Source organism: Alcanivorax sp., from assembly GCF_019431375.1.
GTDB lineage: Bacteria > Pseudomonadota > Gammaproteobacteria > Pseudomonadales > Alcanivoracaceae > Alcanivorax > Alcanivorax jadensis_A.
Map to the genome: position 1 here is coordinate 808,111 of NZ_CP080267.1, position 26,507 is coordinate 834,617.

Sequence of the window (26,507 nt, forward strand, 5' to 3'; positions counted from 1 at the left end):
CCTCTCCCCCCGCCCCCTCTCCCGCAAGGCGAGAGGGGCGCTTTCTTTTCCGGAGTTTGGGGTGACCTGCGGACCTCGCAGTTGCTACCCTGCCTATCTATTCAGCCCCTCTCCCTTTGTCAGAGAGGGATCAAGGGCACTGAAAATCACCTCCAGTACCGCTTCCGTATTCTGCAAAATCTCGTTGTTCCAGAAACGCAACACCTGAAAACCTTGTTCTTTCAACCAGGCATCACGCTGTTTGTCGGTTTCACTTTCATTGTGCTGACCGCCATCTGCTTCAACGATCAGCCGTGAATTGAAGTGCACGAAATCTGCTATATAAGGCCCTAACGGTTGTTGCCGGCGGAATTTCTGGCCGCTCAGCCGGTGGGCCCTCAGGTGTTTCCATAACAGTCGCTCAGCGTCTGTCATGTTGGTTCGCAAGTCCTTTGCGAAATGGTGGCGGTAGTCCATTACCGGCCTCCTTTCGTTTTGTGCTTTGTAGCGCCCCCCTCTCCCTGTCCCTTACTCGCTTCGCTCGCCCTACGGGCCGCACTGCGTGCGTTACTCCGCAAGCTCCGTTCCCGCAAGGGGAGAGGGGACCTTTTAGATAGGCTTTGGGGTAACTGCAACGCTAGCAGTTTATCCCAAACTTCGGGAAAGAAAGCTCCCCTCCCCCCTCGCGGGGGAGGGGCCGGGGGAGAGGGGGCGGTTTTAGCTCGCTTCCGCCATGAAATCCTTGGCGAACTTCTGCAGGATGCCACCGGCGGAATACACGGAGACTTCCTCGGCGGTATCAAGGCGACACTTAACCGGGACGCGTTCCACATCGCCATTCTGACGGTGGATGACCAGGGTCATGGTGGATCCGGGCGCGCGCTCACCTTCCACGTCGAAGATCTCGGTGCCATCCAGGCCCAGCGTCTTGCGGGTGGTGCCTTCCTCAAACTGCAGAGGCATGACGCCCATACCGATGAGGTTGGTACGGTGGATGCGCTCGAAACCTTCGGCAACAATGGCTTCAACCCCTGCCAGTGCCACGCCTTTGGCCGCCCAGTCACGGGACGAGCCCTGGCCGTAGTCAGCGCCGGCGATGATGATCAGCGGCTGCTTGCGGTCCATGTAGGTTTCGATGGCTTCCCACATACGCTTCACTTCGCCTTCCGGCTCAACCCGGGCCAGGGAACCCTGGATCACGTTGCCCTGCTCGTCCTTGACCATTTCGTTGAACAGTTTCGGGTTGGCCAGGGTGGCGCGCTGGGCGGTCAGGTGATCACCACGGTGCGTCGCGTAGGAGTTAAAGTCCTCCTCCGGCAAGCCCATCTTGTCCAGATAGGCACCAGCGGCACTGTCCAGCAGGATCGCATTGGACGGCGACACAGGTGCACGGGCCTCAGCCATGGTGCCTTCCCAGTACTTGGCGTAGGTTTTCCACCAGCGCCACCTGCTTGTCTTCGCGGCCGGTTAGCTTCAGGTATTCCAGGGTGTTGTCGTCGATGAAGAACATGCCCGCGGTGGCGCCATACTCGGGCGTCATATTGGCAATGGTGGCGCGGTCGCCCACGGACAGGCTGTCGGCGCCTTCACCAAAGAATTCCAGGTAGGCACCAACGACACGCTCGCGACGCAGGAATTCAGTGATCGCCAGTACCAGGTCAGTACCATTAATGCCGGGACGCAGTTTGCCGGTGAGCTCCACGCCGACAATGTCGGGCAGACGCATCATGGACGGGTTGCCCAGCATCACGTTCTCGGCTTCCAGGCCGCCCACGCCCACGGAGATCACGCCGAGCGCATCCACCATGGGGGTGTGACTGTCGGTGCCGACACAGGTATCCGGATAGGCGACACCATCACGGACCTGTACCACAGGAGACATCTTCTCCAGATTGATCTGGTGCATGATGCCGTTGCCCGGCGGGATCACATCCACGTTATCAAAGGCGGTCTTGGTCCAGTTGATGAAGTGGAAACGGTCTTCGTTGCGGCGCTCTTCCACCGCCCGGTTTTTCTCGAAGGCGTTCTCTTCAAAGCCCGGGTGCTCAACGGCCAGGGAGTGATCCACGATCAGCTGGGTGGGCACCACCGGGTTGACTTTAGAGGGGTCACCACCCTGCTCGGCAATGGTATCCCGCAGCCCGGCCAGGTCCACCAGTGCGGTCTGGCCAAGGATGTCATGGCAGACCACCCGGGCCGGATACCAGGGGAAATCCAGATCACGCTTGCGCTCAATCAGCTGCTTGAGCGAATCAGTCAGCGCTTCCGGCGCGCAGCGGCGTACCAGCTGCTCGGCAAGAATACGTGAGGTGTACGGCAGTTTGTCATAGGCCCCAGGCTGGATCGCATCGACGGCCGCACGGGTGTCGAAATACTCCAGCTCGGTGCCGGGAAGGGGTTTGCGGTATTCGGTGTTCATAGCCTGGGACTCTTGTTCAGGGGGAATCCTGGGTTTAAGGAGTGCGCTTTCGCGATGCGAGCATCGCTTCCCACAGGCGTAGTCGTCTGTGGGAAGTCATGCTCGCATGACGAAGCCTTTAGCCACGCTCGGCGATTGGCGTTACCTTGCGCAGTTCCGGACCGGTGTACTCGGCACTCGGACGGATGATGCGGTTATCGGCACGCTGCTCGAACACGTGGGCGGCCCAGCCAGTCAGGCGGCTCATCACGAAGATCGGTGTGAACAGCTTGGTGGGAATGCCCATGAAGTGGTACGCAGACGCATGGAAGAAATCGGCGTTACAGAACAACTTCTTTTCGCGCCACATGACTTCTTCACAACGCACGGATACCGGGTACAGCACAGTATCGCCCACATCATTGGCCAGCTTTTCGGACCAGTGCTTGATGATGGCGTTGCGCGGATCAGATTCGGTGTAGATCGCGTGGCCGAAGCCCATGATCTTTTCCTTGCGCTCCAGCATGCCCAGCATTTCTTTTTCGGCGTTATCCGGATCAGAGAATTTCTCGATCATGTCCATGGCCGCTTCGTTGGCGCCGCCATGCAGCGGACCACGCAGAGAGCCAATGGCACCGGTGATGCAGCTGTGCAGATCACTCAGGGTGGAGGCACAAACACGGGCGGTAAAGGTGGAGGCGTTGAACTCGTGCTCTGCATAGAGGATCAGGGACACGTTCATCACCCGCTCGTGCAGCTCGTTGGGCTTTTCGCCACGCAGCAGGTGCAGGAAGTGAGCGCCGATGGAGTCGTCATCGGTTTCCGGATCGATCTTCACGCCATCGTGACTAAAGCGGTACCAGTAACAGATGATTCCGGGGAAAGCGGCCAGCAGACGATCGGTGGCATCTTCCTGTTGGCTGAAATCGGTTTCCGTTTCCAGGTTGCCCAGCATGGAGCAGCCGGTACGCATCACGTCCATGGGATGGGCGTCCTTGGGAATCTGCTCGAGGACGGTTTTCAGCGCATCGGGCAGGCCGCGCAGGCTTTTCAGCTTGGCCTTGTAGGTAGCCAGTTGGTCCTGGGTGGGCAATTCGCCTTTCAGGATCAGGTGTGCCACTTCCTCGAACTCACAGTTCTCGGCCAGATCTTTCACATCATAACCACGGTAGGTCAGGCCGGAGCCGCTCTTGCCAACGGTGGAGAGAGCGGTTTTGCCTGCTACCTGGCCACGCAGACCTGCGCCGCCTACTTTTTTGCCTTCTGCCATTGTTTATCTCCTTATGAATCTGTTTGTTTATCCCATAGAAGCCTGGCTGCAGGCGATTTCCCATCCTTCACCAGAATATGGATCGCTTGCAGGCAAGCTCCTACGGTTTAGGTGGCAGCGAAATCAGCCCTTGCCCTTGGCAAAGAGCGCGTCGAGCTTCTGCTCGTAATCGTGGTAATTCAGGAAATCGTACAGTTCCATACGTGTCTGCATGATGTCTACCACGTCCTTCTGGTGGCCCTGCTCGCGGATACTCTGGTACACCTTCAGTGCTGCCTGATTCATGGCACGGAAAGCACTCAGTGGATACAGAATCATGTCCGCGCCAGCCTCAGCCAGCTCCTCGCGGGTAAACAGCGGCGTAGCGCCGAATTCGGTGATATTCGCCAGCAAGGGAACGTCGCCCAGACCTTCCTTGAAGGCCTTGTAATCTTCCAGCGTGTGTACTGCTTCGGCGAAGATGCCATCGGCACCGGCCTCGATGCAGGCTCTGGAGCGCTCGATGGCCGCTTCCAGGCCATCCTTCTGGAACGCGTCAGTACGGGCGATGATGAAAAAATCATCATCGGTCTTGCCGTCAACGGCGGCCTTGACCCGGTCGACCATTTCTTCCTGAGAGACAATTTCCTTGTTCGGGCGGTGGCCGCAGCGCTTCTGGGCAACCTGGTCTTCCAGGTGCACCGCGCCGGCACCGGCCTTGATCATTTCTTTCACGGTACGGGAGATATTGAACGCCCCACCCCAGCCGGTATCGATATCCACCAGCAACGGGGTTTCCACGGCGCTGGAGATTCGACGCACGTCTTCCAGCACATCATTCATGCTGGTCATGCCCAGGTCCGGCAAGCCGTAGCTGGCATTTGCCACACCACCGCCTGACAGGTAGATAGCCCGGTAGCCGGTCTGTTCTGCCATCATTGCCGCATAGGCGTTGATGGTGCCCATCACTTGCAACGGTTTTTCTTCGGCCAGTGCCTTGCGGAAACGACCGCCGGCGGTGAGTTTGCTCATGGTAAATCTCCTCGTTATGAGCCCTGGGAGCTTGTTTCCAAGCGAACTATGTTCGCCATGCGAGCATGGCTCCTACGGGGTATTAGCCGGTGTGGTGTACTGGTTTTCGATATTTTTGCGCGCACTGCTGATATGGCGACGCATTAACAGCTCGGCCATCTCGGCATCCCGGGCTTCGATGGCTTCTACGATTCGGCGGTGTTCATTGAGAGCTTTCTGGGGTCGGTTGGCCACGGTGCTGAACTGATAGCGGTACATACGCACCAGGTGGTAGAGCTCCCCGATCAGCAACTGGCTGAGCGTGGCATTGTGGCTGCCCTGGATAATGCGATAGTGAAAATCCAGATCCCCTTCGCGCTGAAAATAAGCCACATCTTCGCGAAGGTCCTGCTGCTGCTCATGCTGGGCCAGCACATCATAAAGGCCGCGCACTTCCTCGGCAGTCATATGCTCGGCGGCAAGCCTGGCGGCCATGCCTTCCAGGGCTTCGCGTACATGGTAGATTTCAATCAGATCGTTGACGCTAAGGGAGGCCACCCGGGTACCCACATGTACCACTCTCTCAAGCAGCTTGCGGGATTCCAGACGGCGGATAGCTTCACGAAGGGGGCCACGGCTGACGCCGTAGCGGCTAGCCAGCTCGGTTTCGCTGACCTTGGAACCGGGCAGGATCTCCCCGCGCACAATATCGTCCTGAAGCCGGGCGAAAACCCGATCTGCCAGTGTGCGTGTGTTTTCAGGCAAGGAGCCCGGGGAAGCAACAGACATAAAACAGCCCGATTGTTGACAATCTGAACAACCGGGCTGGACTTTACGCCCCTAAACAGGATGTTTCAAGGGGCATTGTTGACAACTTGACTCAGGGAGCTGGTGCCATGGGGTCACAGGAATCACCCGGTGCGCCCTCAAAGAACTGCACCGCCCCACTCACCAGAGACGCCACACGGCGATCTTCTGCGGCCGTGCGATCTTCGCCGAGCTCCGCCAGAAGAAGCCGTGGCAAATAGGAATCCTCAACCCAACGGGCACGCAAGCCGATTTCGAAGTTCTCATCGGAGAGACGATACATGGGAGCACAACCTCCTGCCGCCAAGTCAATCCGCCCCTCTATCGTTGCATTGAAGTGGGGAATATCGGCAGCCACATCCAGGCCCGGGGCAAGCCGCAGCGATACATTCGCACTTTTGGGGTCACTGAAAGTCCGGGTGACAAAACCGACGGTATAAGTCGTATCACAAGCGCCGGCGACCCCTGTTGATACCTGGCCTTCGCTGGAGATCACCAGGCAGAATTCATCAACACTATTTTCATCCAGACGAAAACGCTCTCTGGTGATAATTTCACCACCGATTATTTGAGGGTAATTTCCCCCTGAATCGCTGATCTCTTCATTCACATCGGGGGTGTCCGGAGTGGGATCAACAATATCAGAGCAATTAGCATCATCATTGCCAAGATCATCATCCACACAAGCGCGCATTAACCGAATGGTATAGGTGCCTGCCAGGTCCGAAACAATAGCACTATCAGGGAGCGCCTGAACAAAGCCCGTTTTCGTGGCCCGGAAAGGTAGCGGGGATTCGGGATCCAGGGCCTCATTCAATAACTTACCATTGATTTCCCCCTTATCATTCGGGTCGAGCGCTGTTGCGCTGCCGGGGAAATCCAGCTTGAAGTCACTTCTCCCATCAATTTCCACCCCGGCGTAAAGGCTGGAGCCAAGAAACCGGCCGCTAATTTTCCCTTGTGTATTGTCCGCCGGGGCATCGCCGATATCACGACTTAGAAGATCTACGGCCAAGCTTTCATCCTGTTGATTCTGAAGCTCAAGCAGATCAGAAAGCCCTGCATTTGAATCAAAACCCAGGTAATCCAGTATCTGATTCTGATCATTAGATGCCCTGACTCCGGTGCCGCCACCCAGAATGCCACCATCAGGGAGAACCAAGGCGTTGAGAGTAAAAGACACCGTGGAGCCCGCTTCTCCACCGAACTCACACCCCTCTAGAATGATGCATTCACCTGCTATTTCAAACGCATAGAGGCCCGCTCGTGAGCGATCATTACCAAGCTCCAAGCGCGTCTGATAATTTGTCGTATCAGTATCAAACCCGTCAGTTGGGCTCTCTGTATTCACACGATCAATGAATCCCTGCCATGCGGCCTTGAAAGCCTCGTAATCGGTTCCTGCAAAGCCACTATCCGGAGCAAGATCCGGTTGAGCATCAAGAATGGTATTTGGATCACCTGCATCCGCCTTTTCTGCCGGATTACCAGGAATGATAATTGCCTGGTCAGGATCGTTCCCCATTTCATTCAACGCATGCAACAGAGCAGACCTGTTAAGCACAGAGCTGGTCGCATCCATACTGTCTGCTTTGAGCGCCACACGACGAGGGGATGTTATCGTGTTAGCGAGACTCAAATCGGCCAAAGTGACTTGGTAGGTGCCCTTACGAAGCTGCTGGGGCAGAAGGTAACGGCCAAGGCTGGCGTTGTTACCTTCAAAAAGCCCACTGCCAATATAAAATTCGATACTGCCGGAATTTGCCGGACACAGCGCATGAAACGGAGGAACAACAACATTACCAAGCGTCACCTCTTCTGCCCGGGTGTAGCCGGTAGAATTGCCACAGCTGTAGCCCAGATTGGCAACCCGGGGACCCTGCAACTCGACCAGGACCTCACCTCGGGGGTTCAGGTCGCAATTCGCACCTAGCGGGCAACCGGGAACCGTAGCATCAGAAAAGTCTTCGCCGCCATTACAGCCAGCCAGCGCCAGGGCGGCAAAAGCCATTAATGTAAGGTGTCGCATAATTCGTTACCTATAATCGCAAGCCGGGCTCTACCCGGCTGAATTCATTGGGCGGACAGCAGCAATTCGCCTTTCAATACTGCCTGCAGCCCATCGGTGCTCGGCTGTTCTTGTAGGTAAGGCAGGAAAACCACCAAGTGACGTTGACCAGGTTCACGCGGCAGAGTTCCCTGCAGGTAGCCGTAGCGGTACCAGGTTTCCGGATACTTTCGGCTGAACGGCTGGTCAATCAGCAGGACCGGTCGCCCTTCTTCATCCAGCCACAATAGCTGTGCCGCCACATAGTTCTGCTTGCGAATAAAAGCCTTCAGGTCAAGGGTACTTACATCTTTCGCCAGTTTCAGCGCCATTGCCTTGAGCGGCTCGTCACCAAGCATGACCGGGCTACCCTGGTCAAAGGTGATCAGCATCTCCGCCCCCCGGGCAAGCTCGACAGCTTCCTCCAGCAAATGCAGGCAGCAATCCTGCCGTATTGTCCGGTAGGTTTCCAGGAACTCGCCGCCGGATATCTCAGCATAATCCGGTTCAGCGCTGCTCTGAGCGTCTTTCTCGGCCACCATATCCAATGGGCGACTGACCAGTTGACCACTCTCGTCCACATAAGTGATAAAGCGGTCCCGCTCTTTGGCTTCCAGTTCCTGATCTATCTCTTCGCTGGGGCGATAACCCTCTAATGACTCATTCCGCGACAGATTTTCAGCCTTGCGACCCGGTTCAGCCGTTTTTTTCTCAGCAGGTCTCTCTATACTGACCAGATTGCCCTGAGCATCCGTATAGACATACAGTTCACCCTGCCCCGGCCGACCTTGGCAGGCGGCCAGAAAGAAGGGAATCAATACCAACAATGCATTTTTATGCAGCAGTTGCTTCATGCGATTGGCCTGCATTGTCTTTGCGTTCCCCGTAACCACTATTCCCATCATTTTCCTGTAGGAGCCTGCTTGCAGGCGAATTCTCGCTATGCGTTTGGGCCTGGTTCGCTTGCAAGCAAGCTCCTACATGGCCAGGAAGGCATTAGAAGCGAGTTCTGAATGCCAGCCCCAGAATCGTTACCGTCGCTTCGGTCTTGATATCCAGACCGGCATAGGGGTTATACACCACATTGTCGATACCCGTGCAGTTAGCGGCACAGCTGGTGTTGGCAGGAATTTCATCCTTGCTGCGCAGCTGGGCGATGCCCAGGTCGATATCGGTCTCCTTGTCCCATTTATAGCCAAGACCAAGACTGTAATACTTCGCCTCATTGATCGGCACCATCGGGCTGCGGCGGTCTTCCGGAATCGCTGATGCTCGCGGCTCGTAGCCGGCTCGAAGCTGGATACGCCCAGTCAGGTCATAGGAAGCGCCAAATGCCAGATTCCAGGTGGACTGAAAATTCAGTGGGTAGCTTAACCGTGTCGAGGTGGAACCCGGCGAAAACAGGCGCGCCAGACTGAGTACCGCAGAACTGCGATCAAAGGTAAAGTCGAAGGAATCCCACTCCTTGTAATCGGCCCAGACTGCATCCACATTGAATTGCAATCTTTCCGTGGGCCGCACTTTGATACCAGTCTGGAAAGTCGCGGGCATGGTCAGATCCATACTCACGCGGCCCACCTCTTCTGCCCCGATTCTGGAGGGTATACCCAAGACAGCCAGGGCAATCGCACCGGTTGGTGAGCCACCAATGCCGTTGATCGTTTCCTGGGTCGCATTGCTATAACTTATTTTGTAGTCCCCCCGCATATGGGTCTTGGCCGGAGAGCGCCACACGGCCCCCCATGCAAAACGTTCATGGGGCTCCCATAGCACCCCAAGATTGTAAGAAGGACTAAAACGCTGATCCATGGCCACATCCAGTGATGCCAAGTTCTTGAATGGACCCAAGCCCTCCTCCGGGCGACAGACACCAAAAAGAATCAGATCCAGAGCAATATTGGATTCACCTTTGAAAGGCGCACAAATACTTTCATCCAGCACCCGCGCAAACCCCAGCAGCTCATTGGGGGCACGAAAATCCTGTTCCAGGGCCACTGCCTGGAAGCTCATGCCGATGGAGGCACCGATCGATAGCTCATCATTTACCCGGTAGCCCACTGAAGGGGAAAGATAAGTAATTCGCTCCAACGCTACGCGCTCACCCATGAAGTTACCTACGTCATCTTCATCCCGATAAAAACCGGCAGCCATAGGCAAATAGGTAGCCGTACCAAAAGTGAATTTGGAGCCAGCAGGACGGATTGAAAAGGCTGGCAGTGGACCTGCGATAAGAGGCCCGGGTGGCAGATCTACCGTGTCATTGATAAAAGGAACATAGAGGGAAATACCCTCAATCGTACTGGTCGCTGTTTTGAAATCCCGACAGAAATCCACACCATCATTGGGAGCATCGTTACAGACAACGGGATCATCCGAAAAGCCGAAAACGTTATACCCCGGAGGCGCAGAAAACTCCGACTCAAGACTGAAATCAGCACCGAGAAACTGCAGATCCATCCTGCGACCATCTAGCTTGGCCAATCCGGCGGGATTGAAATGAATTGCCATAATGCCAGGCGGATCCGCTGTCACCGCATGACCCATGCTCATGGCACGCACATCAATTGCCAGATTATTAGCTAACTGTGCCGGGGCACTCGTGGCAAACAGACAACCCAGCAAAACTGCCGGGATCCAGCCCAAAGCCTTGTTATTATTCTTCATGGCATGCCTCTCACAACTGCTAAAATCGGCTTAGGCACCGGGTTTCAGGCCACTGAAATCAATCGGCATGGACAGCCCAAGCAGCACGTCGGGAGAGTCTTCAGTCAGACCGAAGCCGAAACTCAGGTTAATAATACGATTCTTGGAAGAACGCAGTCCGACGGAAGTGTTAACAACGCTGGATGTGGAATCCTCAGAACTGGCTACCCGGCCGTCACTAAACTGAAACTCCGTATCGAAGTTATAAGACTGCTGGTAGCTAGCGCTGATTGAAACTTCATAAGACAAGGAATAGGCCAGGCCCATGGAAAAGTTGATGCTATCGCCGGGGTTCACTTCTTCCAGAATCGCCGAGCCACGGCGCTGATTGAGTCCGGTCACATCAAAGGCCATGGAATAGCCTAGGGAACCATAGAGGACAACAGGATCGACAACCTTGCTCATGCTGACGCCACCGCCGAGGGAGTAAAACCCTGAACCACTGGACACCTCGCTATTGACATTAATGTCATAGGGGCTGTCACCTGTTGGCGTGCTAAGCGTGGTGTAAAGCGTGGTATTCATTGCACCGGGGCGCACCGGGAAAGGCTGATAACGCAGGCCAAAGGACACATCCCCCAATGCCGCTTGGGACACATCCTTTTCAGTATCGTATTTATAAGAGACAGGCAGACGCGTATTGAAGGTCAGGTTGTTCCAAATACCGTAATCAAACGACAAAGATGAGCCAAAAGAATGCTGAGCATCCTGCTCAATACGGAATCGACTGATGCTACCACTATCTTCATCCAGGGCAATATCGATACGGTCATCGCGGTAGTAACTATAGTTTGCGGCGAAATTTAGCGACATCTGCCCGCTAGGCAGCAACGAATATTGCTTTTCGGCGGCCTGGAATACCTCTTCCAGGTTTTTTTCCTCGGTAACGTCATCTTCCTTGGTCTGCAGGGCATCGCGTGCTTCTTCTACGCTATCGGCCGCCCAGGCAAAGGGCTGGGCAAGCAGGAGTGCAGCGATCGCTGCAATCTTTCCAGACTTCATGTTCATGCAAAGCCTTCCTTTATTCTGTTTGTTATTTGCCACTGCAGGCTCTTATTTTCTGAAATAGGTACGGGTCGGCACATTGATCACACGCTCTGTGCCATCTTCTTCCTCAATCAGCACCCGGCGAAGCGTACTGGCCTTATCCGCCCAGTTTTCAATGGTATTGGTAAATACGGGAAACTGCTGGAAAGCCAGCCTGTTAATGGTTCGCTCATCCAGAAGACGAAGATCATAATCTGTCAATTCCAGGCCATCCTGGGGCTCAAAACCGTTGGGAAATACGATAAAAAGTACATTCTGATCCCAGATTTCCAGGAATTTGGATTCCGTGAAACTGATATTCCCCAAGGCCGGGTCAGCCACATAAATGTGCCCATCCTGATACTTCTTGAGCACCACGAAATGCTTGAAACCACCATAAGCGATAGGCACGATTGCAGGGTGGTCCAAGCTCTTGATGTCTTTCATCTCCGCCCGAAACCCGCCGCTTGGATGCCCCAAGGCGGTGGCCAATCGTTTCATATCAAGCAGTGAAAAGCCTCGTCGCTCCACAATCTTCTCGGTTTCACCAAAACGCAGAAGGCCCTCCATAATCTGACGCTCCTGGAACTGGCGTCCAAGATACTGATTCAGTACGGTGGTTAAGGCAGCGGAGCCACAGGAATAGTCATACGCCTGGCGGGTGACATTGTGATAACGGAATTCAGAAACAGGCTTAACAGGCAGGCCACGCTCACGCAGCGGCCCATCACCAGTGGGATGCTCGTAATAGACCACCCCTTTTTCAGGGGGCTCGATCACTACGGATTCGTTGGCAGCAAAGTAGATCAGCGCTACACCCAGCATGGACGTCAGCATGGCAAGTTATCCGCCGTTATTGTTATTGTTTGTTTCAAACATGGCCAGTCATGTTAACCATGTCCCATTAGGCAGGCAACCACCTATTCTGACAGGTGACACCGAGATCGACAGAAATATGGCATTCCCATCGACAAACCCTAATCAGAATCAGGGACACAGCCCCGATTCAAGGGACAGACCGTACATTCACACCCCTCTGCTCCAGGGCTTTCACAAATGGATTGAACAACTCGCCGTATTTATCGTACTTCCCAACTGCGGTTGTAAAAACCCCTTCTCTGACCTGATTCATACTGGCAGTACCCACTCTGCTGACCCTACCGAAGTCAAGACAGGCATCATCCCAAGGTAGCTCAAGCCATGCCAGCAATCGCCGCAACTCCTCTTCAAAATTCTCAACCAACGTTTCATACGTTGTCACATTAAGCCTGCCGGAAAGCACCTGATGCCACCAGCTCATATCATCGCGATACAATGAAATTTCGGATGCTATTCCATCAACCGTAAAGCTAAAGTGCTGAAACTCAAAATTTTGCTTATAACAGCCATAAGCCACATCAAGCGGCGCACGATTTAACTCAATAAACCTGGCTTTGGGAAAAGCAGCAGCCAGCAACCCAGCAATTTTGTGATTGTTAATCCCTTTATGGATCATCACTTTATTTGGAGCTATCCCGGAGCGAGATACCGCTTGCAGATAGGCCTCCCTGAATTTCTTCAATTGTTCAGTCGAGATCGACTCATGATTCTCCGGGTAATCTGTCAGGCTCCAGCTTCCGGTCAACTGCCTCCAGGCATCGCTGGCGAAGTTCGCCTCCCCTGCACCGGCAGCCATCGGGTGGCGAGAAAGAGCCTGCTCCAGCAAAGTACTCCCAGAACGAGGCAGAGAAAGAATAAAAACGGGAGAGAATCCTGAAAAGTCATCATTATTTGCAACGCCAACCGCTTCTATCTTTTTAGCAGGGTAGGCTTCCCTGACTCGCTTTACATTGGCCGCATGGCGACTGGAATCCATTGGAGCTAATTCCGCCATAGTCGCGTTGCCCTTCTCCAGCGCAAGCATTTCTTTTTGCAGCTCCCCTGCCAATTGATATTGACGAGCGACCGCAAAATACATTCCCGCAGCATCACGCTTATCCGCTGTTTTTTCGGCTTTATCACAAGCGGAAAACAGCCGTTTTTCAAATGCAGAATCAAGCGGCTCTTTGATTGCATCAAGCAAAGGCGACCATGCAGTGAAATAATTTGGCTCTTTTTCCAGAACGCTTTTAAGCGTGCCAATAGCCTCTTCACGACGCCCCTCCACGGCCAACCAACGGGCATGCAGCGTCAGCAGCTCCGGGTCATGAGGGTAACGTTCCAGCAAAGGCTCAAGGACACTCTCCACTTCACTGTAATCTTCAATCGATATCCAGGAGGCTAACAATAAACGTTTGGCTAACTCGCCTACCTCCTCATTGGAGCTCCATTTCTGAAATAAAGGAATGGCGTCTTCAACTCTGCCACTACGACGCAGAGCCTCACCATACCAGACCCCTGCCTGAGGATAATCGGGGTTATCCCTAATGACCTCTTCAAGTAATACGCCAGCCTTGGCAGCCGCATCGGTTTTCAGAATACAATTCGCAATGTAAGTCTTGGCCTCAATATCCTTTGGGTCCCTCTCCAACACTGCTGCATAGGCCGCCTGTGCACGCCCCCAATCTCCAGCTTGAAAAAGGCAATGAGCAAGCCCTTTCCAGGCCAATGGGTACGCATCTTGCTCCCGGATAACTTGCTGAAACACATCGGCGGCAACTTGTAGTTGCCCCGAACGCAACAGTAAATCGCCATAGAACATGACCCGTTGCAGCGTTGCCCCGCCGACATTAATTGCGCCTTTGATGCTGTTCGTTGCCGTGCTCAGATCCCCGAGAGCCAAACTAGCCTGCGCAGACACTTCATAAAGTGCCACCGGCAATGGATTCGCTATTTTTTGGGCCTCAACAACCCACTTCATTGCTTTACGGTAATTGCCAGCCTGCATGGCATGCAGGGCTTTTTTAGTTATAGTGTCAATGCTCAAGATTCACCTGAAAAGCAAGATTGGAATAGACATTCAACAATACGAATTCTGCCAAAAAAACCGATGTCTTAGAACAAGAAAACCCGGCCTTGGCCGGGTTTTCTTGTTTCAAAATGACCAGTAAATTTTAGTGGCCAGCAATTACCAGGTCGCCAGTCAGATCAAGACCGATCAGTTCAACATCACCGATAGAGCCAGAAGCAGCAGTACCCAGCTTGAGGTCAGTCATACGAACGTCCATGCCGGTAGCCCCCCCCAAACCAGCGAGACCAATATGCAAGCCATCAGCCTCAATGTTGATGCCGGTACTCAGCGTCAGGTCCGTACCAGCATTGTCAACAACCTGCAGATCAGTGATCAAGCTGCCACCACTGTTTGCATCGCTCACGGAGAAGCCAGTCAGGCTGATGCCACCGGTAATGGTGGTATTCAGGGCAATCATATTGCCTTGCGGTTCGTTACCCAGCTGGATATTCAGGGTAGTGGCACCCAAGGTCATGGAACCAAGGTTCAGAACACTTGCAACAGTGCCGGTAGAAGACCAAGTGCCACCAGCAACGCCAGCAGCACTAACGGTACGACCGGAATCCGCAACACCCACAGAACCCAGAGCAACAGTAAGGCCGGTTGGCAGGCTCACGCCAATGTTCAGGGTCGGCGAAGTGCCACCATTGGTATCGATATCAATATCAATGCTGTCAGTGGTGTTAGCGCGAGTGATGGCAAAACCGCTGATTACCAAGGCACCAGAGTCGGCAGTAGCAACACCATTCCCGGTGAAACCATCTTTATCGTGAATTTTCAGCCCAGTAGTAACATTAGATGCCAGAGAGATGGAAATACCATCCTGACCGGTCACTCCAGACAGGGCGCTGTCTTCCAGGGCTTCCATGGAAAAACCGGTAGCCGGAAGGGCTGCAACGGCGGCCGCCAGAGCAAGTTTCTTGAATTCCATTGTAATCTCCTCGTGTGCACAACGTTTTGTTGTAATCGTTTGGGTGCCACGTTGGTTGGGGCACGCATCTAAGTTAACACAATGGTTACAAAAACAAATGCATCCGTTACAAAAGTAGAAGCCCTCTTACATTTGACCTATCTCATTGTTTTATTTGAATTTTCATTTTTCTTGCACGCACGTAACAACCGAACACAGATGTAAACATCATGACCCGTAAAGTTTATTTGTTACGCGCAGTAACAGAGTTGAGCAGGTTTCAACATGACAGGTAGACTAGCGCCTCCCGAATCTGGTTGCCCATGATGTCTCCAAGCTGTCTTTTCAATAGCACTAATGGCCTGGTCGCGCTTAACTGCCCCGACCTGACCCTATCCGCGCACAACGCCACGGATCTTGTGCGCTGTGCAACGGAAACGGGAAAGGCCCTGGCTGGCGGCTACACCTTTGCGGCCGGGGTGCTGCCTTATGAGGCCGGATCATGGCTGAGAGGGGTTAATCGTTCCTCCACCGTGAAAGGGGAAGGCATACATAACCATTCTGTAATGCCTGCGGTAATCCACCTATATAAGGAGATACCTTCACCCGTTCGCGGCTCATACCCGCAGGGCACAGAGAGCGCCGTTCCGACAGGGGAATTCACTCTCGGCGGAGCGTTTCGGGCAGAACAAAGTCAGGAGGAATATCTGCATAGTCTGGGCCGAATCAAGGACTACCTGGCTGCCGGAGATTGTTACCAGGTAAACCTGGCCCAGCGTTTCAGCGCTCACTTTCAGGGTGATCCGCTGACGGCCTGGCTGGCATTACAGGATGCCCACCCTGCCCCGCACAGTTGCTACTTTGATGCCGGTGACTGCCAGATATTCGGGGTGTCGCCGGAGCGTTTTCTGTCGATCCGGGACCGGCAGGTGGTAACCGAGCCAATCAAAGGCTCCCGCCCCCGTGGTGCGACCGCTGAGCAAGACCAGGCTTTCGGAGACGAGCTGCTCTCCAATCCCAAGGACCGCGCAGAGAACCTGATGATTGTGGATCTGCTGCGCAATGATCTGGGGGTCTGCTGTGAACCTGGCAGCGTCCAGGCCGACCCGCTGTTCGAGTTACGGCGGTTCAGTAATGTGCAGCATCTGGTGAGCACTGTGACCGGCACCCTGCGCCGGGATCTGTCGCCGCTGGATGCCCTGCTCGGTGCGTTCCCGGGTGGCTCCATCACCGGCGCACCGAAGAAACGAGCCATGGAAATCATTGCCGAGCTGGAACCGGCGCCCCGTGGCGCCTATTGTGGCAGCTTCTTCTGGATGGATAACCTCGGGAACCTAGACAGCAACATTCTTATTCGCACCCTGCAAACCGAGGGCGACAGGCTCTACTGCCATGGCGGTGGCGGTATCGTCTTTGATTCCGTACCGGAAGAAGAGTATGAGGAAAGTTGCTTTAAGGTCGCCAAGTTGATGGGGGCACTGGAGGAACGGTTTCTGTAGTCAACACAACTGGCAGCACGCTTCATACAGCAAGTAAAAGCAGCCCACTACTGCGAAAAAGCCGCGCCCAGATTCTGGGCGCGGCTTTTCATTTCCTGCGGGCAACAAACCCGCTTCGCGTTGTTCCATCAAACGAAGCGTGTTGCCTGGACACTGTATTAAAGTGGGATATCTCGCGGGCTGGCTTTGACGATTTCCTTTTTCAAATCGTCGTAGCTATGCACAGCAGGGAATTGGGGGAATTCGGCAATCACGTTATCCGGGGCGTGGAACAGAATGCCCTGTTCCGCTTCTGACAGCATGGTGGTGTCGTTGTAGGAATCACCCGCCGCAATGCAGTGGTAATTCAGGGAATGAAAAGCCTTGATGGATGCCCGCTTGGGGTCTTTCTGGCGCAGCTTGTAGTCAGTGATGCGACCGTTCTCGTCCACTTCCAGACGATGGCAAAACAGGGTCGGCCAACCCAGCTTCTTCATTAGCGGCCTGGCGAACTCGTAGAAGGTGTCAGAAAGGATGATCAGCTGGAAGTTCTCGCGGGCCCACTCGACGAATTCCTTGGCGCCCTCCAGAGGCTCCAGAGTATCGATGACAGCCTGGATGTCCGGCAGGCCGTAGCCGTGCTCGTCCAGCAGACGCAGACGCATCCGCATCAACTCGCCATAATCAGGAATGTCCCGGGTGGTGGCTCGAAGCTCGTCAATACCGGTCTTTTCCGCAAAGTTGATCCAGATTTCGGGGATCAACACCCCTTCCAGGTCCAGGCACAGCAATTCCACGGTTTTCCCCTTTGGGTTAATAAGGCGCGCACAATGTAGCGGCGCCTTGGGGGCTTTGCAACGGGGAGCCTGGATTTCGGGCTTATGCAATTGTGCGAGAGGGTATTTTGTGGGAAGCGATGCTGGCATCGCTTCCCACAAGGGATATTAGCGAATAGGTAGCTCGATGCCCTCGAACAAGGCCTCTCGCTCCTCCCGGTTAGGGGCCTTGATGGCCGCATCCACGCGCTCCCGGGTCAGATGGGGGGCGAACGCCTCCAGGAAGTCATACATGAAACCGCGCAGGAAGGTGCCCTTGCGAAAGCCGATACGGGTGGTGCTGGATTCAAACAGATGCCCGGCATCCAGGGCCACCAACCCCTTATCTTCGACAGGGTCAACGGCCATGTGGGCAATAATGCCCACCCCCATACCCAGCCGCACATAAGTCTTGATGACATCCGCATCGGCGGCGGTGAATACCACCTTCGGTTCCAGCCCCTTGTCGACAAAGGCATCATCCAGCTTGCTGCGGCCGGTAAAACCGAATACATAGGTGACAATGGGGTACTCTGCCAAGGCTTCCAGGGTCAGTGGTGTGACTTTGGTCAGCGGATGGCCCTGCGGCACCACCACGGTTCGATTCCAGCGATAGCAGGGCATCATCACCAGATCGGTAAACAGATCCAGGGCTTCCGTGGCAATGGCAAAATCCACGCTACCGTTTGCGGCCATTTCGGAAATCTGCATGGGTGTCCCTTGATGCATGTGCAGGGACACATCCGGGAATCGCCCGGTGAACTGCTGGATAACCGGTGGCAAGGCGTAACGAGCCTGGGTGTGGGTGGTGGCGATGCTGAGTTCGCCGCGGGATTCATCCCGGTATTCCTGGGAGACCCGACGAATCGATTCGGTCTGCTGGAGAATTTCGCCAGCGATTTTCAGGATCGCCTGACCTGCCGGAGTGATATGGGTCAGGTGTTTGCCACTGCGGGCAAAGACTTCAACGCCAAGCTCATCCTCCAGCATGCGAATCTGCTTACTGATCCCCGGCTGGGAAGTAAAAAGGGCCGCGGCGGTGGCAGACACATTCAGATCATGGCGGGCCACTTCCCAAATGTAGCGTAATTGCTGCAGTTTCATCCTTGCCTCCGCAATCGGAACACGGCACCCAGGTCAGGCACTCTTCATTATTCGCAAATCGGAACGCCAACTCAACCTGGTTATAAAAATATGAATAATTATTCGTTCAAAGCATAGATAACCGTCTTTATAGTGGTCCCGTCAAGCTTTTCTCCAAGCCAGGAGCCACTTGTATGCCGATACTGCAACCGGAGCTGCTTCTCTATATAAGCGCCGGTGCGCTGGTCGGTTTCGCGGTTGGCCTCACCGGGGTCGGCGGTGGCTCACTGATGACCCCGATCCTGCTGCTGTTCGGGTTCCCGCCCCAGGTTGCCATCGGTACCGACCTGCTTTACGCCGCCATTACCAAATCCTCCGGCATGGTGATGCATGCCCGTCGCGGCAATGTGGACTGGGCCATCATGAAGCGCATGGCCGCCGGTAGCATCCCCGCTGCGCTGCTTGTCACTGCCACTCTTTGGTTGCTGGCTTCCAGTGCTGACGACTATGCGCCTCTGCTGACAACGGCGCTGGGCATCACACTCATCGTCACCGCCCTGGTGCTCTTGTTCAAGCGCCGTTTGCAAAGCTGGGGCGCCCACCACCCCACAGGGGTGTTGGGATCCGCTCAGCAACGGGCCGGCGCCTGGACGGTGGCAATGGGAATTCTACTGGGGGTCTTCGTGACTCTGTCTTCGGTAGGCGCCGGCGCTATCGGCACTGCCGTGTTGCTGGTTCTTTATCCTGCCCTGGCACCAATTCGGATAGTCGGCACCGATCTGGCCCATGCTGTGCCACTCACCCTGATCGCCGGTCTTGGACACCTAGCCCTGGGGCATGTAGATCCGGGGCTACTGGTTGCTCTGTTGATGGGCTCGCTGCCTGCGATCTACATTGGCACCCATGTGGGCCAACGGATACCCAACCACATCATGCACCCGGTGTTGGTAACCGTGTTGTTGGCGCTGGGGGTCAAGTATGCGGTGTTTTGAACACTGACCGGACAGATCGCCTCAAGCTATCCCAGATAATCAAGAATGTAAGAGCTATGCTCGCATTGCGAACCTGCTTGCAATGGCGGCTGTTCACCATGCAAGCATGGGCTCCTGCAGAAAGGCGAAAAACCGGAAGGCTACACGGAGGCTTCAGCCCTCGCCGCTTTTGCGCCGATTCGCCACGCCATGGGGAACATGCCCGGCGGCCACATGGTGGGCAGCTGATTCACAGTGCCCCTGCTGATCATCGAAGAACACGTCCGCACCGAATGCCCGCAGAAAGTCCCCTTTCGCCAGCCCTCCCAGAAACAGACTTTCATCCAGACGGATATTCCAGTCGCGAAGGGTTCGTACCACCCGCTCATGGGCAGGGGCGCCCCGAGCGGTCACCAGGGCGGTTCGGATCGGGCAAGATTCCACTGGAAAGCTGTTCTGAAGTTGATGCAAGGCCGCCAGGAAAGGCTTGAAAGGTCCTCCATCCAGCGGCTGGCGGGCCGAGCGCTTCTCGTTTTCGGTAAAGGCCTCCAGGCCATCGCTCTGGAATATCTGTTCTGACTCATCGGAAAACAGCACTGCATCGCCATCAAAGGCGATCCGCAAAATGCCATCCGGACGCTGGCACTGGCCGCCGGAAAGAATGGTGGCGGCCGCGTAGCCGGCTTCCAGCACCTGCTGCACATCATCCGGGTCAGTGGAAAGAAACAGGTGGGCACCAAAAGCAGACACATAGCGGTGAGGGCTTTGCCCACCGGCAAAGGCCGCACGGGTAATTGGCAGCCCGTAATGCTCGATCGAGTTAAAAACCCGCAGGCCGGTATCCGAACTGTTGCGTGACAGCAGAATCACTTCCACCCGGCCTTTGCCTTCCTTCAGTTCATTAATAGCCAGCAGCTTCTGCACCAGGGGGAAAGCATCACCGGGCTCCAGCACATCGTCTTCGTGGCGGGTCTGGTAATCCTGAAAGGCTTCCAGCCCCTCTTCCAGATAGACCCTGTGGCTGTCTGCAAGGTTGAACAAGGCACGTGAGCTGATCGCGATAACCAGCTTGCCATCAAAGGAAACCGGCATGGTAGGTCCCGGGTGAAGGTGAATTTTGCCCAGTATCCTGCGCGCATCCACGAATCGCAACAGCACAACACTGATACCAGGTTCAAGCATTTTGCGGTTGGTGTCTTTCTGTGGGAAGTGATGCTTGCCACAAGCTCTTTCCCGGTGTCTTAGGTCCAGCATCCAACGTTCGGCCTGCTTTTCAATTGATCAATGGTTGTTCAGTGCTGGGATGTGGCATAAAGTTGCTACAGCAACTGCGTTGCACTTGAACATTGAATCAGGGCATTGCTGCTCTCCGGCACAAAGCCACTACGAACAATCCGAAGGGGAAAGGGAGTCATCCATGGCTGCTAGCAAGGTGAAAGATACTGTCGAGGAACTTCAGGCTCAGATTCGCAAGCTGGCTGAGCGCTTCGACAAGGAACGCGAGAAACAGATCAGTCAACTTGAGAAACAACTGGAGAAGGTGCGCGATCGCCTGAACCAGGAAATGAAGCGTCAGCGGGAGTACTTCGCCAAGGTTGAAAAGCTGCAGGCGGAATACCGTGACCGTGCCACCGCCACCGTCAAGAAACAGATTGAGCGTGCCCGCAAGGCGGCAGAAGATGCCCGCAAGCAGGTTGAAGCCTCTGAAGGTCGCAAGCGCATTCTGGAAACCGAAGTGCGGGTCTTGAAGGCCACCGCCAAGCAGGCTCACAGCCTGTCCCGGGTTATCGGCCAATACGAGAAAGACTTGGAAAAACGCGCCAAGGAAATTGAGCGCAAGGTTGCACCCAAGAAGGCAGCAGCCAAAAAAGCCCCCGCCAAGAAAAAGGCCGCTGCCAAGAAAGCTGCCACTCGCAAGGCTCCTGCAAAGAAAGCCGCTGCCAAAAAGGCCCCCGCCAAGAAAGCAGCTACCAAGAAAAAAGCCGCTACCAAGCGGGCTCCTGCCAAGAAGAAAGCAGCAGCCCCCTCCTCCGGCAACTAAGTACGCCGATATCAAAAAAGCCGCCCTCGGGCGGCTTTTTTGTATCCGGAAACAGCATTAGTGAGGGAAAAGCTGCTCTTCCATACCCGCCAGATAACGAATCTGGTGTTGGCGGGCATCGCCAGCCAGTTCACGCAGGTTGGAATAGGTACGTAGCCCGATGCGATAGGCCTGCCCTGCCCGGTGACAACTGACCACTTCCGCCGATACTTGACGCAGGATCATGCCTGGCGCGTACAGGTCCAGCTTGAGTCGCGTCCCCCGTGACAAACTTACCGGCGAGGTCAGACCTACCCCGAAACGGTTGTAGTCCATGGCCTTGGCACGGGTCACAAAGCGCCACCCCCCAATCAAACGGTGGCGAAAGATATCTACCCGCATCTGGGTATTGATTCGCGCCAACTTGCGGCGGTTGGCACCGCGATTTTCCCTGCTATCCATCATCGAACCGTATCAGCATCTGATCAAAATAGTGCACCACCGCCTTCCTGGCGCTGGCCTCCATGCCCGGCAACCCCTTATGAGTGGCGGACGCCGTTGCTTTACAAATTGTAACACGAGCAGCGGAGACTAATGCACGGTTTACTCGACCCAGTGTCAGACAAGCCACCGAGTTATCCATGAAATGCGTAATCGCACCATCGTTGATGGCCTGAAGCACATCAAGCAGCCCGGCCATGTCTTCCTCGCCCAGTAGACTTGCCTGGAACACCAGACTAGCCTTCTCGGCCATGGCCGGGCTCAACGGGTAGGCCACATACAGCTTGCCACCTCGATAACGGCGCAAATTGCAGAAATACCGCGCCAGTGCCAGCTGCTCGTCTACGGTGGTATTCTTCATCAACCGGCCAATGAGACTGTCCGCCGAGCGGTTAATCACTCTCATGGCACCCAGAATCAGCCTTGCCGAGGGCCCCTTTGCTTTGGCCGCTTCCAGCGGTCCCTTGAAGAACACCGACAGGACTTCATCAACAAAAGGCACAACCAGGGCATCCAGTTCTTCCAGGTGGCAACGGCCGGGCGCAGCCAGCATGCCGTCAATAAATCGCTCTATGGATTGCTGAAGGGATGGTGAGGCCTCGAAGGCAATGTGGAGCGTGCTATCATCCATACTCATTTAACTGGCGGACACTGGGAAAGTGGCGAATCATACTGTAATTACTCGGTCCTTACGGCTGCTGACGGGCCTGATGTTTTTGGCGTCCCAGTCACTGTTTGCTGAATCTGCCGATCAACTCCCGCCTTTCCCTTTAGCGCTCCAGCCTGCTGAGGCCGAATACCGGGTTGTGGTCAATGGCATCCCGCTTGGTCTCAATGCCACCATCCGCCTGACGCAGGAAGATCAGGATTACCAGCTCCATTTCCGTATTGAAAATCGCCTGTTTCAACATGAGGAAGTGGCCACTTTCCGCTGGCATGACTGTACCGCCCAGCCCCACCACTATCGCCATGCCAGTGCCGGCTTCGGCCTGCGCCGGGAAGGCGAAATTCTGTTTGATTGGCAAGACCGCGAAGCCCAGGGAAGCAAAGCGATATATCCACTAGTAGACGATGCCCTGGATGCGCTGAGCGTGGCCATGATGGCCCGCTGCAACATGGCCAGGGGAGACGAGGCATTCAGCTATCCGGTGGCTGAACCCGATGGCATGGCACACTATCAGTACCGTTCTCTGGGAGAGGAAAACCTGGAGACGCCCGCCGGTGAATGGGATGCCACCAGCGTAGAGCGGGATTACCCGGAACGAAGCAAACGCTCGCGTTTCTGGGCAGCCCGGGAACTGGATTACTTTATGGTCCGCATGGACCACCAGGAAAATTTGTTTGTGCGGGGGCGCATTGAAATGACCTCGTTCAGATATCTCGCGACAACCCCTTGAGGCACTCTAGATTCCCAACCCGATCCGCCAGGTCGGTAACACCTTCGCCAGGCGCCGGGTCGCCTGGTTAACCACTTCATCCTGATCCTCTTCCAGTTGCCAGCGATGGGAATCCTGCTGGAAGCGCGCCCGGGGTGTCAGTTCCTGCCGCTGCTCGCCACGATCAAACTGTCGGCAGGTCTCGGCAAATTGGTGGATAGCAGCAAGATCCACCTTCGGCTCGATACTCTCAGGCAGACAGTCCAGCAGCGCACTGATGCGTATGGAAGCTTCACTCAACTCTACCTGTTTCTGGTCAACGGCACGGCATAACACCTCAAGACTGTCGAGAATATGCACCTGCTGGGCTCTCGTTTCCCGCACTTCGCGACGGGCCAGCCAGATCCGCCATAGCACCAGACCCAGCACTGCACCAATCAACAGGCCGATAAGCGCTGCCAGTATGAGTTGTCCGGCCTGGATCATAACGGATTCTCCTTGCTGTCCATGAACACGAAAGTGATGCACTCGGGATTGAAAATCGCCGAGCTTAACCGCATTGTACGCGGCACACACTCTCTGCACAGCACCGCAAACCGGAGGCCCATTGAACGCAGAGTTACCCGCCTGGCTGGAGCCGCTGGCCCAGCAACTGGAACCCTGGCTGCCGGCACTCACGGTAACCGGTATTGTCATGGCCCTGGCCTCCTGTGTTGCCATTCCCTGGCTATTACTGCGTATGCCTGAGGATTATTTCACCGAAAGCTATCTGCCCCACGCCCATCGTGGCCCGCTGGCCTGGTGTTTCTGGCTGATTCGCAACGTACTGGCAGTATTATTGCTGGTGGCTGGCATCCTGATGCTGGTACTTCCCGGGCAAGGGCTGCTCACCATCCTCATCGCTTTGATGGCGAGCACGTTTCCGGGGAAATACCGGTTGGAACGCGCTATTATGCGCCGCCCTGGCGTCTTCCGGGCCGCCAACTGGATACGCCGCAAATACGACAGAACGCCCCTGAAACACCCTGACGGACATGACGAGGACATCACCGATGGCCATTAACAGCGCCGCCATCCGTTGGCATGAGGATCATCTGGAGCTGCTTGATCAGCGACGCCTGCCGGCGGAAACCGTCTGGCTTCCCGTGCATGGCAGCGATGATGCCGCCTCGGCCATTCGTGACATGGTGGTACGCGGCGCACCCGCTATTGGCATTACCGCCGCCTATGGCCTGGCCCTGGAAGCCGCCCGGCTGGGTGACACCGCCACAGCGGTAGCACTGGCCCCGGCGATTGCGACCCTGGCGGCCAGTCGGCCAACGGCGGTCAATCTGTTCTGGGCCCTGGAGCGCCTGCAAAAAGTCGCTGGCGACCTTTCCGGGGACGCGCTGATCAGCGCTCTCAAAACCGATGCACAAACCATTCACCAGGAAGATCTGGCCGCCAACCAGCGCATGGGCGAGCTGGGGGCCGACCTGCTGCCGGACAACGCCAGCGTCTACACCCACTGCAACACCGGCGCCCTGGCCACCGGCGGTCACGGCACTGCGCTCGGTATTATCCGCACAGCCTGGTCCCGGGGTAACCTGCAGGAAGTCTACGCCGGTGAAACCCGGCCCTGGCTGCAAGGCAGCCGGCTAACCAGCTGGGAACTGCTCAACGATGGCATTCCCGTCACTCTGGTAGCAGATAGCGCCGCTGGCCAGCTCATGCAGCAGGGCAAGATTCAGGCGGTGATAGTGGGTGCCGACCGCATTACCGCTAATGGCGAATTGCTGGTGGCTGGCATCCTGATGCTGGTACTTCCCGGGCAAGGGCTGCTCACCATCCTCATCGCTTTGATGGCGAGCACGTTTCCGGGGAAATACCGGTTGGAACGCGCTATTATGCGCCGCCCTGGCGTCTTCCGGGCCGCCAACTGGATACGCCGCAAATACGACAGAACGCCCCTGAAACACCCTGACGGACATGACGAGGACATCACCGATGGCCATTAACAGCGCCGCCATCCGTTGGCATGAGGATCATCTGGAGCTGCTTGATCAGCGACGCCTGCCGGCGGAAACCGTCTGGCTTCCCGTGCATGGCAGCGATGATGCCGCCTCGGCCATTCGTGACATGGTGGTACGCGGCGCACCCGCTATTGGCATTACCGCCGCCTATGGCCTGGCCCTGGAAGCCGCCCGGCTGGGTGACACCGCCACAGCGGTAGCACTGGCCCCGGCGATTGCGACCCTGGCGGCCAGTCGGCCAACGGCGGTCAATCTGTTCTGGGCCCTGGAGCGCCTGCAAAAAGTCGCTGGCGACCTTTCCGGGGACGCGCTGATCAGCGCTCTCAAAACCGATGCACAAACCATTCACCAGGAAGATCTGGCCGCCAACCAGCGCATGGGCGAGCTGGGGGCCGACCTGCTGCCGGACAACGCCAGCGTCTACACCCACTGCAACACCGGCGCCCTGGCCACCGGCGGTCACGGCACTGCGCTCGGTATTATCCGCACAGCCTGGTCCCGGGGTAACCTGCAGGAAGTCTACGCCGGTGAAACCCGGCCCTGGCTGCAAGGCAGCCGGCTAACCAGCTGGGAACTGCTCAACGATGGCATTCCCGTCACTCTGGTAGCAGATAGCGCCGCTGGCCAGCTCATGCAGCAGGGCAAGATTCAGGCGGTGATAGTGGGTGCCGACCGCATTACCGCTAATGGCGATACCGCCAACAAGATCGGCACCTACAACCTGGCCGTGCTGGCCCGCCATCACGGCATCCCCTTTATCGTAGCGGCGCCACTGTCAACCCTGGATGCAGACCTGCCGGACGGCAGCCATATCGTTATCGAAGAGCGTGACGCCAGCGAAGTGCGCAGCATTCAGGGCAAGACCCTGGCCCCGGCCCACTGCCCCGTCTACAACCCGGCCTTTGATGTGACACCGGCTGAATTGATCTCCGCCATCGTCACCGAACGGGGCGTGATCCGGAACCCCACCACCGATACACTTAGAGCCTGTTTGGAGTCTATACGCAACCGCGTTGCCGCTGAAAATGACGCCAGGCAAGGCGTGGACCGCAGGACCTGATGGATCAAGTTCAAGGTTCACAACACAGCATGGCGTCATTTTCAGCGGCAACCCGAAGGGCCAGGACCCTTTTCCCGCCAGCCCGCGATTGCCCTTGTTCATGTAGAGTCACTACACCACACAATCGCAATC

At 55.8% G+C, this 26,507-nt stretch carries 24 protein-coding genes and 1 pseudogene; 7 read left to right on the forward strand and 18 right to left on the reverse strand.

Annotated features, from left to right (window positions below; translation table 11 throughout):
• Window positions 1-93 precede the first annotated feature (93 nt).
• From KZ772_RS03645 to KZ772_RS03700, 12 genes and pseudogenes are all read right to left on the reverse strand, one after another.
• Window positions 94-456 carry an endonuclease domain-containing protein gene (locus tag KZ772_RS03645; protein ID WP_290538503.1) on the reverse strand — a complete coding sequence of 121 codons (363 nt, stop codon included), beginning with the start codon at window positions 454-456 and terminating at the stop codon, window positions 94-96.
• A gap of 240 nt (window positions 457-696) precedes the next feature.
• Window positions 697-2,398 (reverse strand): annotated as a pseudogene (locus tag KZ772_RS03650) (aconitase family protein).
• 118 nt (window positions 2,399-2,516) lie between these two features.
• Window positions 2,517-3,647: a 2-methylcitrate synthase gene (gene prpC / locus KZ772_RS03655; protein ID WP_290538504.1), complete on the reverse strand. Its 1,131-nt coding sequence runs from the start codon at window positions 3,645-3,647 to the stop codon at window positions 2,517-2,519.
• Window positions 3,648-3,770: 123 nt separating this feature from the next.
• A complete protein-coding gene (prpB, locus tag KZ772_RS03660) occupies window positions 3,771-4,658 on the reverse strand; it encodes a methylisocitrate lyase (protein ID WP_290538505.1) in 888 nt (295 codons plus the stop codon).
• 72 nt (window positions 4,659-4,730) lie between these two features.
• Window positions 4,731-5,426: a GntR family transcriptional regulator gene (locus KZ772_RS03665; protein ID WP_103916900.1), complete on the reverse strand. Its 696-nt coding sequence runs from the start codon at window positions 5,424-5,426 to the stop codon at window positions 4,731-4,733.
• A 91-nt stretch (window positions 5,427-5,517) separates the two neighbouring features.
• Window positions 5,518-7,473 (reverse strand): hypothetical protein, encoded by a 1,956-nt coding sequence (locus KZ772_RS03670; protein ID WP_290538506.1) that lies wholly within the window; start codon window positions 7,471-7,473, stop codon window positions 5,518-5,520.
• 44 nt (window positions 7,474-7,517) lie between these two features.
• Window positions 7,518-8,345: a hypothetical protein gene (locus tag KZ772_RS03675; protein WP_290538507.1), complete on the reverse strand. Its 828-nt coding sequence runs from the start codon at window positions 8,343-8,345 to the stop codon at window positions 7,518-7,520.
• Window positions 8,346-8,487: 142 nt separating this feature from the next.
• Window positions 8,488-10,155, reverse strand: coding sequence for an outer membrane protein transport protein (locus tag KZ772_RS03680; RefSeq protein WP_290538508.1), 1,668 nt, complete (start codon window positions 10,153-10,155; stop codon window positions 8,488-8,490).
• 30 nt (window positions 10,156-10,185) lie between these two features.
• Entirely contained in the window at window positions 10,186-11,202 is a 1,017-nt protein-coding gene (locus KZ772_RS03685) for a transporter (protein ID WP_290538509.1), read from the reverse strand.
• A 45-nt stretch (window positions 11,203-11,247) separates the two neighbouring features.
• Entirely contained in the window at window positions 11,248-12,057 is an 810-nt protein-coding gene (locus KZ772_RS03690; protein ID WP_290538510.1) for a C39 family peptidase, read from the reverse strand.
• A 169-nt stretch (window positions 12,058-12,226) separates the two neighbouring features.
• The gene (locus KZ772_RS03695) at window positions 12,227-14,125 is read right to left on the reverse strand and encodes a tetratricopeptide repeat-containing sulfotransferase family protein (RefSeq protein ID WP_290538511.1); all 1,899 of its coding nucleotides are present in this window, start codon (window positions 14,123-14,125) and stop codon (window positions 12,227-12,229) included.
• A gap of 127 nt (window positions 14,126-14,252) precedes the next feature.
• Window positions 14,253-15,080 (reverse strand): DUF6160 family protein, encoded by an 828-nt coding sequence (locus tag KZ772_RS03700; protein WP_290538512.1) that lies wholly within the window; start codon window positions 15,078-15,080, stop codon window positions 14,253-14,255.
• A 398-nt stretch (window positions 15,081-15,478) separates the two neighbouring features.
• Between KZ772_RS03700 and KZ772_RS03705 the strand changes: the two genes are divergently transcribed.
• Entirely contained in the window at window positions 15,479-16,558 is a 1,080-nt protein-coding gene (locus tag KZ772_RS03705) for an anthranilate synthase component I family protein (protein WP_290538513.1), read from the forward strand.
• A gap of 158 nt (window positions 16,559-16,716) precedes the next feature.
• On the opposite strand, the gene thrH is transcribed toward KZ772_RS03705, so the two are convergent.
• Window positions 16,717-17,334 carry a bifunctional phosphoserine phosphatase/homoserine phosphotransferase ThrH gene (gene thrH, locus KZ772_RS03710; protein WP_290538514.1) on the reverse strand — a complete coding sequence of 206 codons (618 nt, stop codon included), beginning with the start codon at window positions 17,332-17,334 and terminating at the stop codon, window positions 16,717-16,719.
• A gap of 147 nt (window positions 17,335-17,481) precedes the next feature.
• Window positions 17,482-18,456 carry an HTH-type transcriptional regulator CysB gene (gene cysB / locus KZ772_RS03715; protein ID WP_290538515.1) on the reverse strand — a complete coding sequence of 325 codons (975 nt, stop codon included), beginning with the start codon at window positions 18,454-18,456 and terminating at the stop codon, window positions 17,482-17,484.
• A 173-nt stretch (window positions 18,457-18,629) separates the two neighbouring features.
• Between cysB and KZ772_RS03720 the strand changes: the two genes are divergently transcribed.
• The gene (locus KZ772_RS03720) at window positions 18,630-19,427 is read left to right on the forward strand and encodes a sulfite exporter TauE/SafE family protein (RefSeq protein ID WP_290538516.1); all 798 of its coding nucleotides are present in this window, start codon (window positions 18,630-18,632) and stop codon (window positions 19,425-19,427) included.
• Between the two features lie 153 nt (window positions 19,428-19,580).
• Here KZ772_RS03720 and KZ772_RS03725 read toward each other — a convergent pair whose 3' ends face one another.
• Window positions 19,581-20,498: a 5'-nucleotidase gene (locus KZ772_RS03725; RefSeq protein WP_290538517.1), complete on the reverse strand. Its 918-nt coding sequence runs from the start codon at window positions 20,496-20,498 to the stop codon at window positions 19,581-19,583.
• A 325-nt stretch (window positions 20,499-20,823) separates the two neighbouring features.
• Between KZ772_RS03725 and KZ772_RS03730 the strand changes: the two genes are divergently transcribed.
• Window positions 20,824-21,447, forward strand: coding sequence for a hypothetical protein (locus KZ772_RS03730; RefSeq protein WP_290538518.1), 624 nt, complete (start codon window positions 20,824-20,826; stop codon window positions 21,445-21,447).
• Window positions 21,448-21,504: 57 nt separating this feature from the next.
• Here the strand turns inward: KZ772_RS03730 and KZ772_RS03735 are convergent, their stop codons facing one another.
• Both KZ772_RS03735 and KZ772_RS03740 read right to left on the reverse strand, forming a co-directional pair.
• Entirely contained in the window at window positions 21,505-21,891 is a 387-nt protein-coding gene (locus KZ772_RS03735; protein ID WP_290538519.1) for a PilZ domain-containing protein, read from the reverse strand.
• On the reverse strand, window positions 21,881-22,558 hold the full coding sequence (locus tag KZ772_RS03740) for a hypothetical protein (RefSeq protein ID WP_290538520.1): 678 nt from the start codon (window positions 22,556-22,558) through the stop codon (window positions 21,881-21,883). The genes KZ772_RS03735 and KZ772_RS03740 overlap by 11 nt, the downstream gene beginning before the upstream one ends.
• Window positions 22,559-22,637: 79 nt before the next feature.
• Here KZ772_RS03740 and KZ772_RS03745 point away from each other — a divergent pair, with 79 nt between their 5' ends.
• On the forward strand, window positions 22,638-23,324 hold the full coding sequence (locus tag KZ772_RS03745) for a DUF3108 domain-containing protein (protein WP_290538521.1): 687 nt from the start codon (window positions 22,638-22,640) through the stop codon (window positions 23,322-23,324).
• A 6-nt stretch (window positions 23,325-23,330) separates the two neighbouring features.
• Here KZ772_RS03745 and KZ772_RS03750 read toward each other — a convergent pair whose 3' ends face one another.
• Window positions 23,331-23,789, reverse strand: a complete 459-nt coding sequence (locus KZ772_RS03750; RefSeq protein ID WP_290538522.1) for a DUF2489 domain-containing protein — start codon at window positions 23,787-23,789, stop codon at window positions 23,331-23,333.
• Between the two features lie 121 nt (window positions 23,790-23,910).
• Here KZ772_RS03750 and KZ772_RS03755 point away from each other — a divergent pair, with 121 nt between their 5' ends.
• From KZ772_RS03755 to mtnA (KZ772_RS03765), 3 genes are read left to right on the forward strand one after another with little or no spacing between them, the layout of a single operon-like run.
• On the forward strand, window positions 23,911-24,366 hold the full coding sequence (locus KZ772_RS03755) for a PGPGW domain-containing protein (RefSeq protein WP_290538523.1): 456 nt from the start codon (window positions 23,911-23,913) through the stop codon (window positions 24,364-24,366).
• Window positions 24,356-25,300: an S-methyl-5-thioribose-1-phosphate isomerase gene (gene mtnA / locus KZ772_RS03760; RefSeq protein WP_290538524.1), complete on the forward strand. Its 945-nt coding sequence runs from the start codon at window positions 24,356-24,358 to the stop codon at window positions 25,298-25,300. Before KZ772_RS03755 ends, mtnA (KZ772_RS03760) begins: the two co-directional genes overlap by 11 nt.
• Window positions 25,290-26,375, forward strand: coding sequence for an S-methyl-5-thioribose-1-phosphate isomerase (mtnA, locus tag KZ772_RS03765; RefSeq protein ID WP_290538525.1), 1,086 nt, complete (start codon window positions 25,290-25,292; stop codon window positions 26,373-26,375). The genes mtnA (KZ772_RS03760) and mtnA (KZ772_RS03765) overlap by 11 nt, the downstream gene beginning before the upstream one ends.
• Window positions 26,376-26,507: the final 132 nt, after the last annotated feature.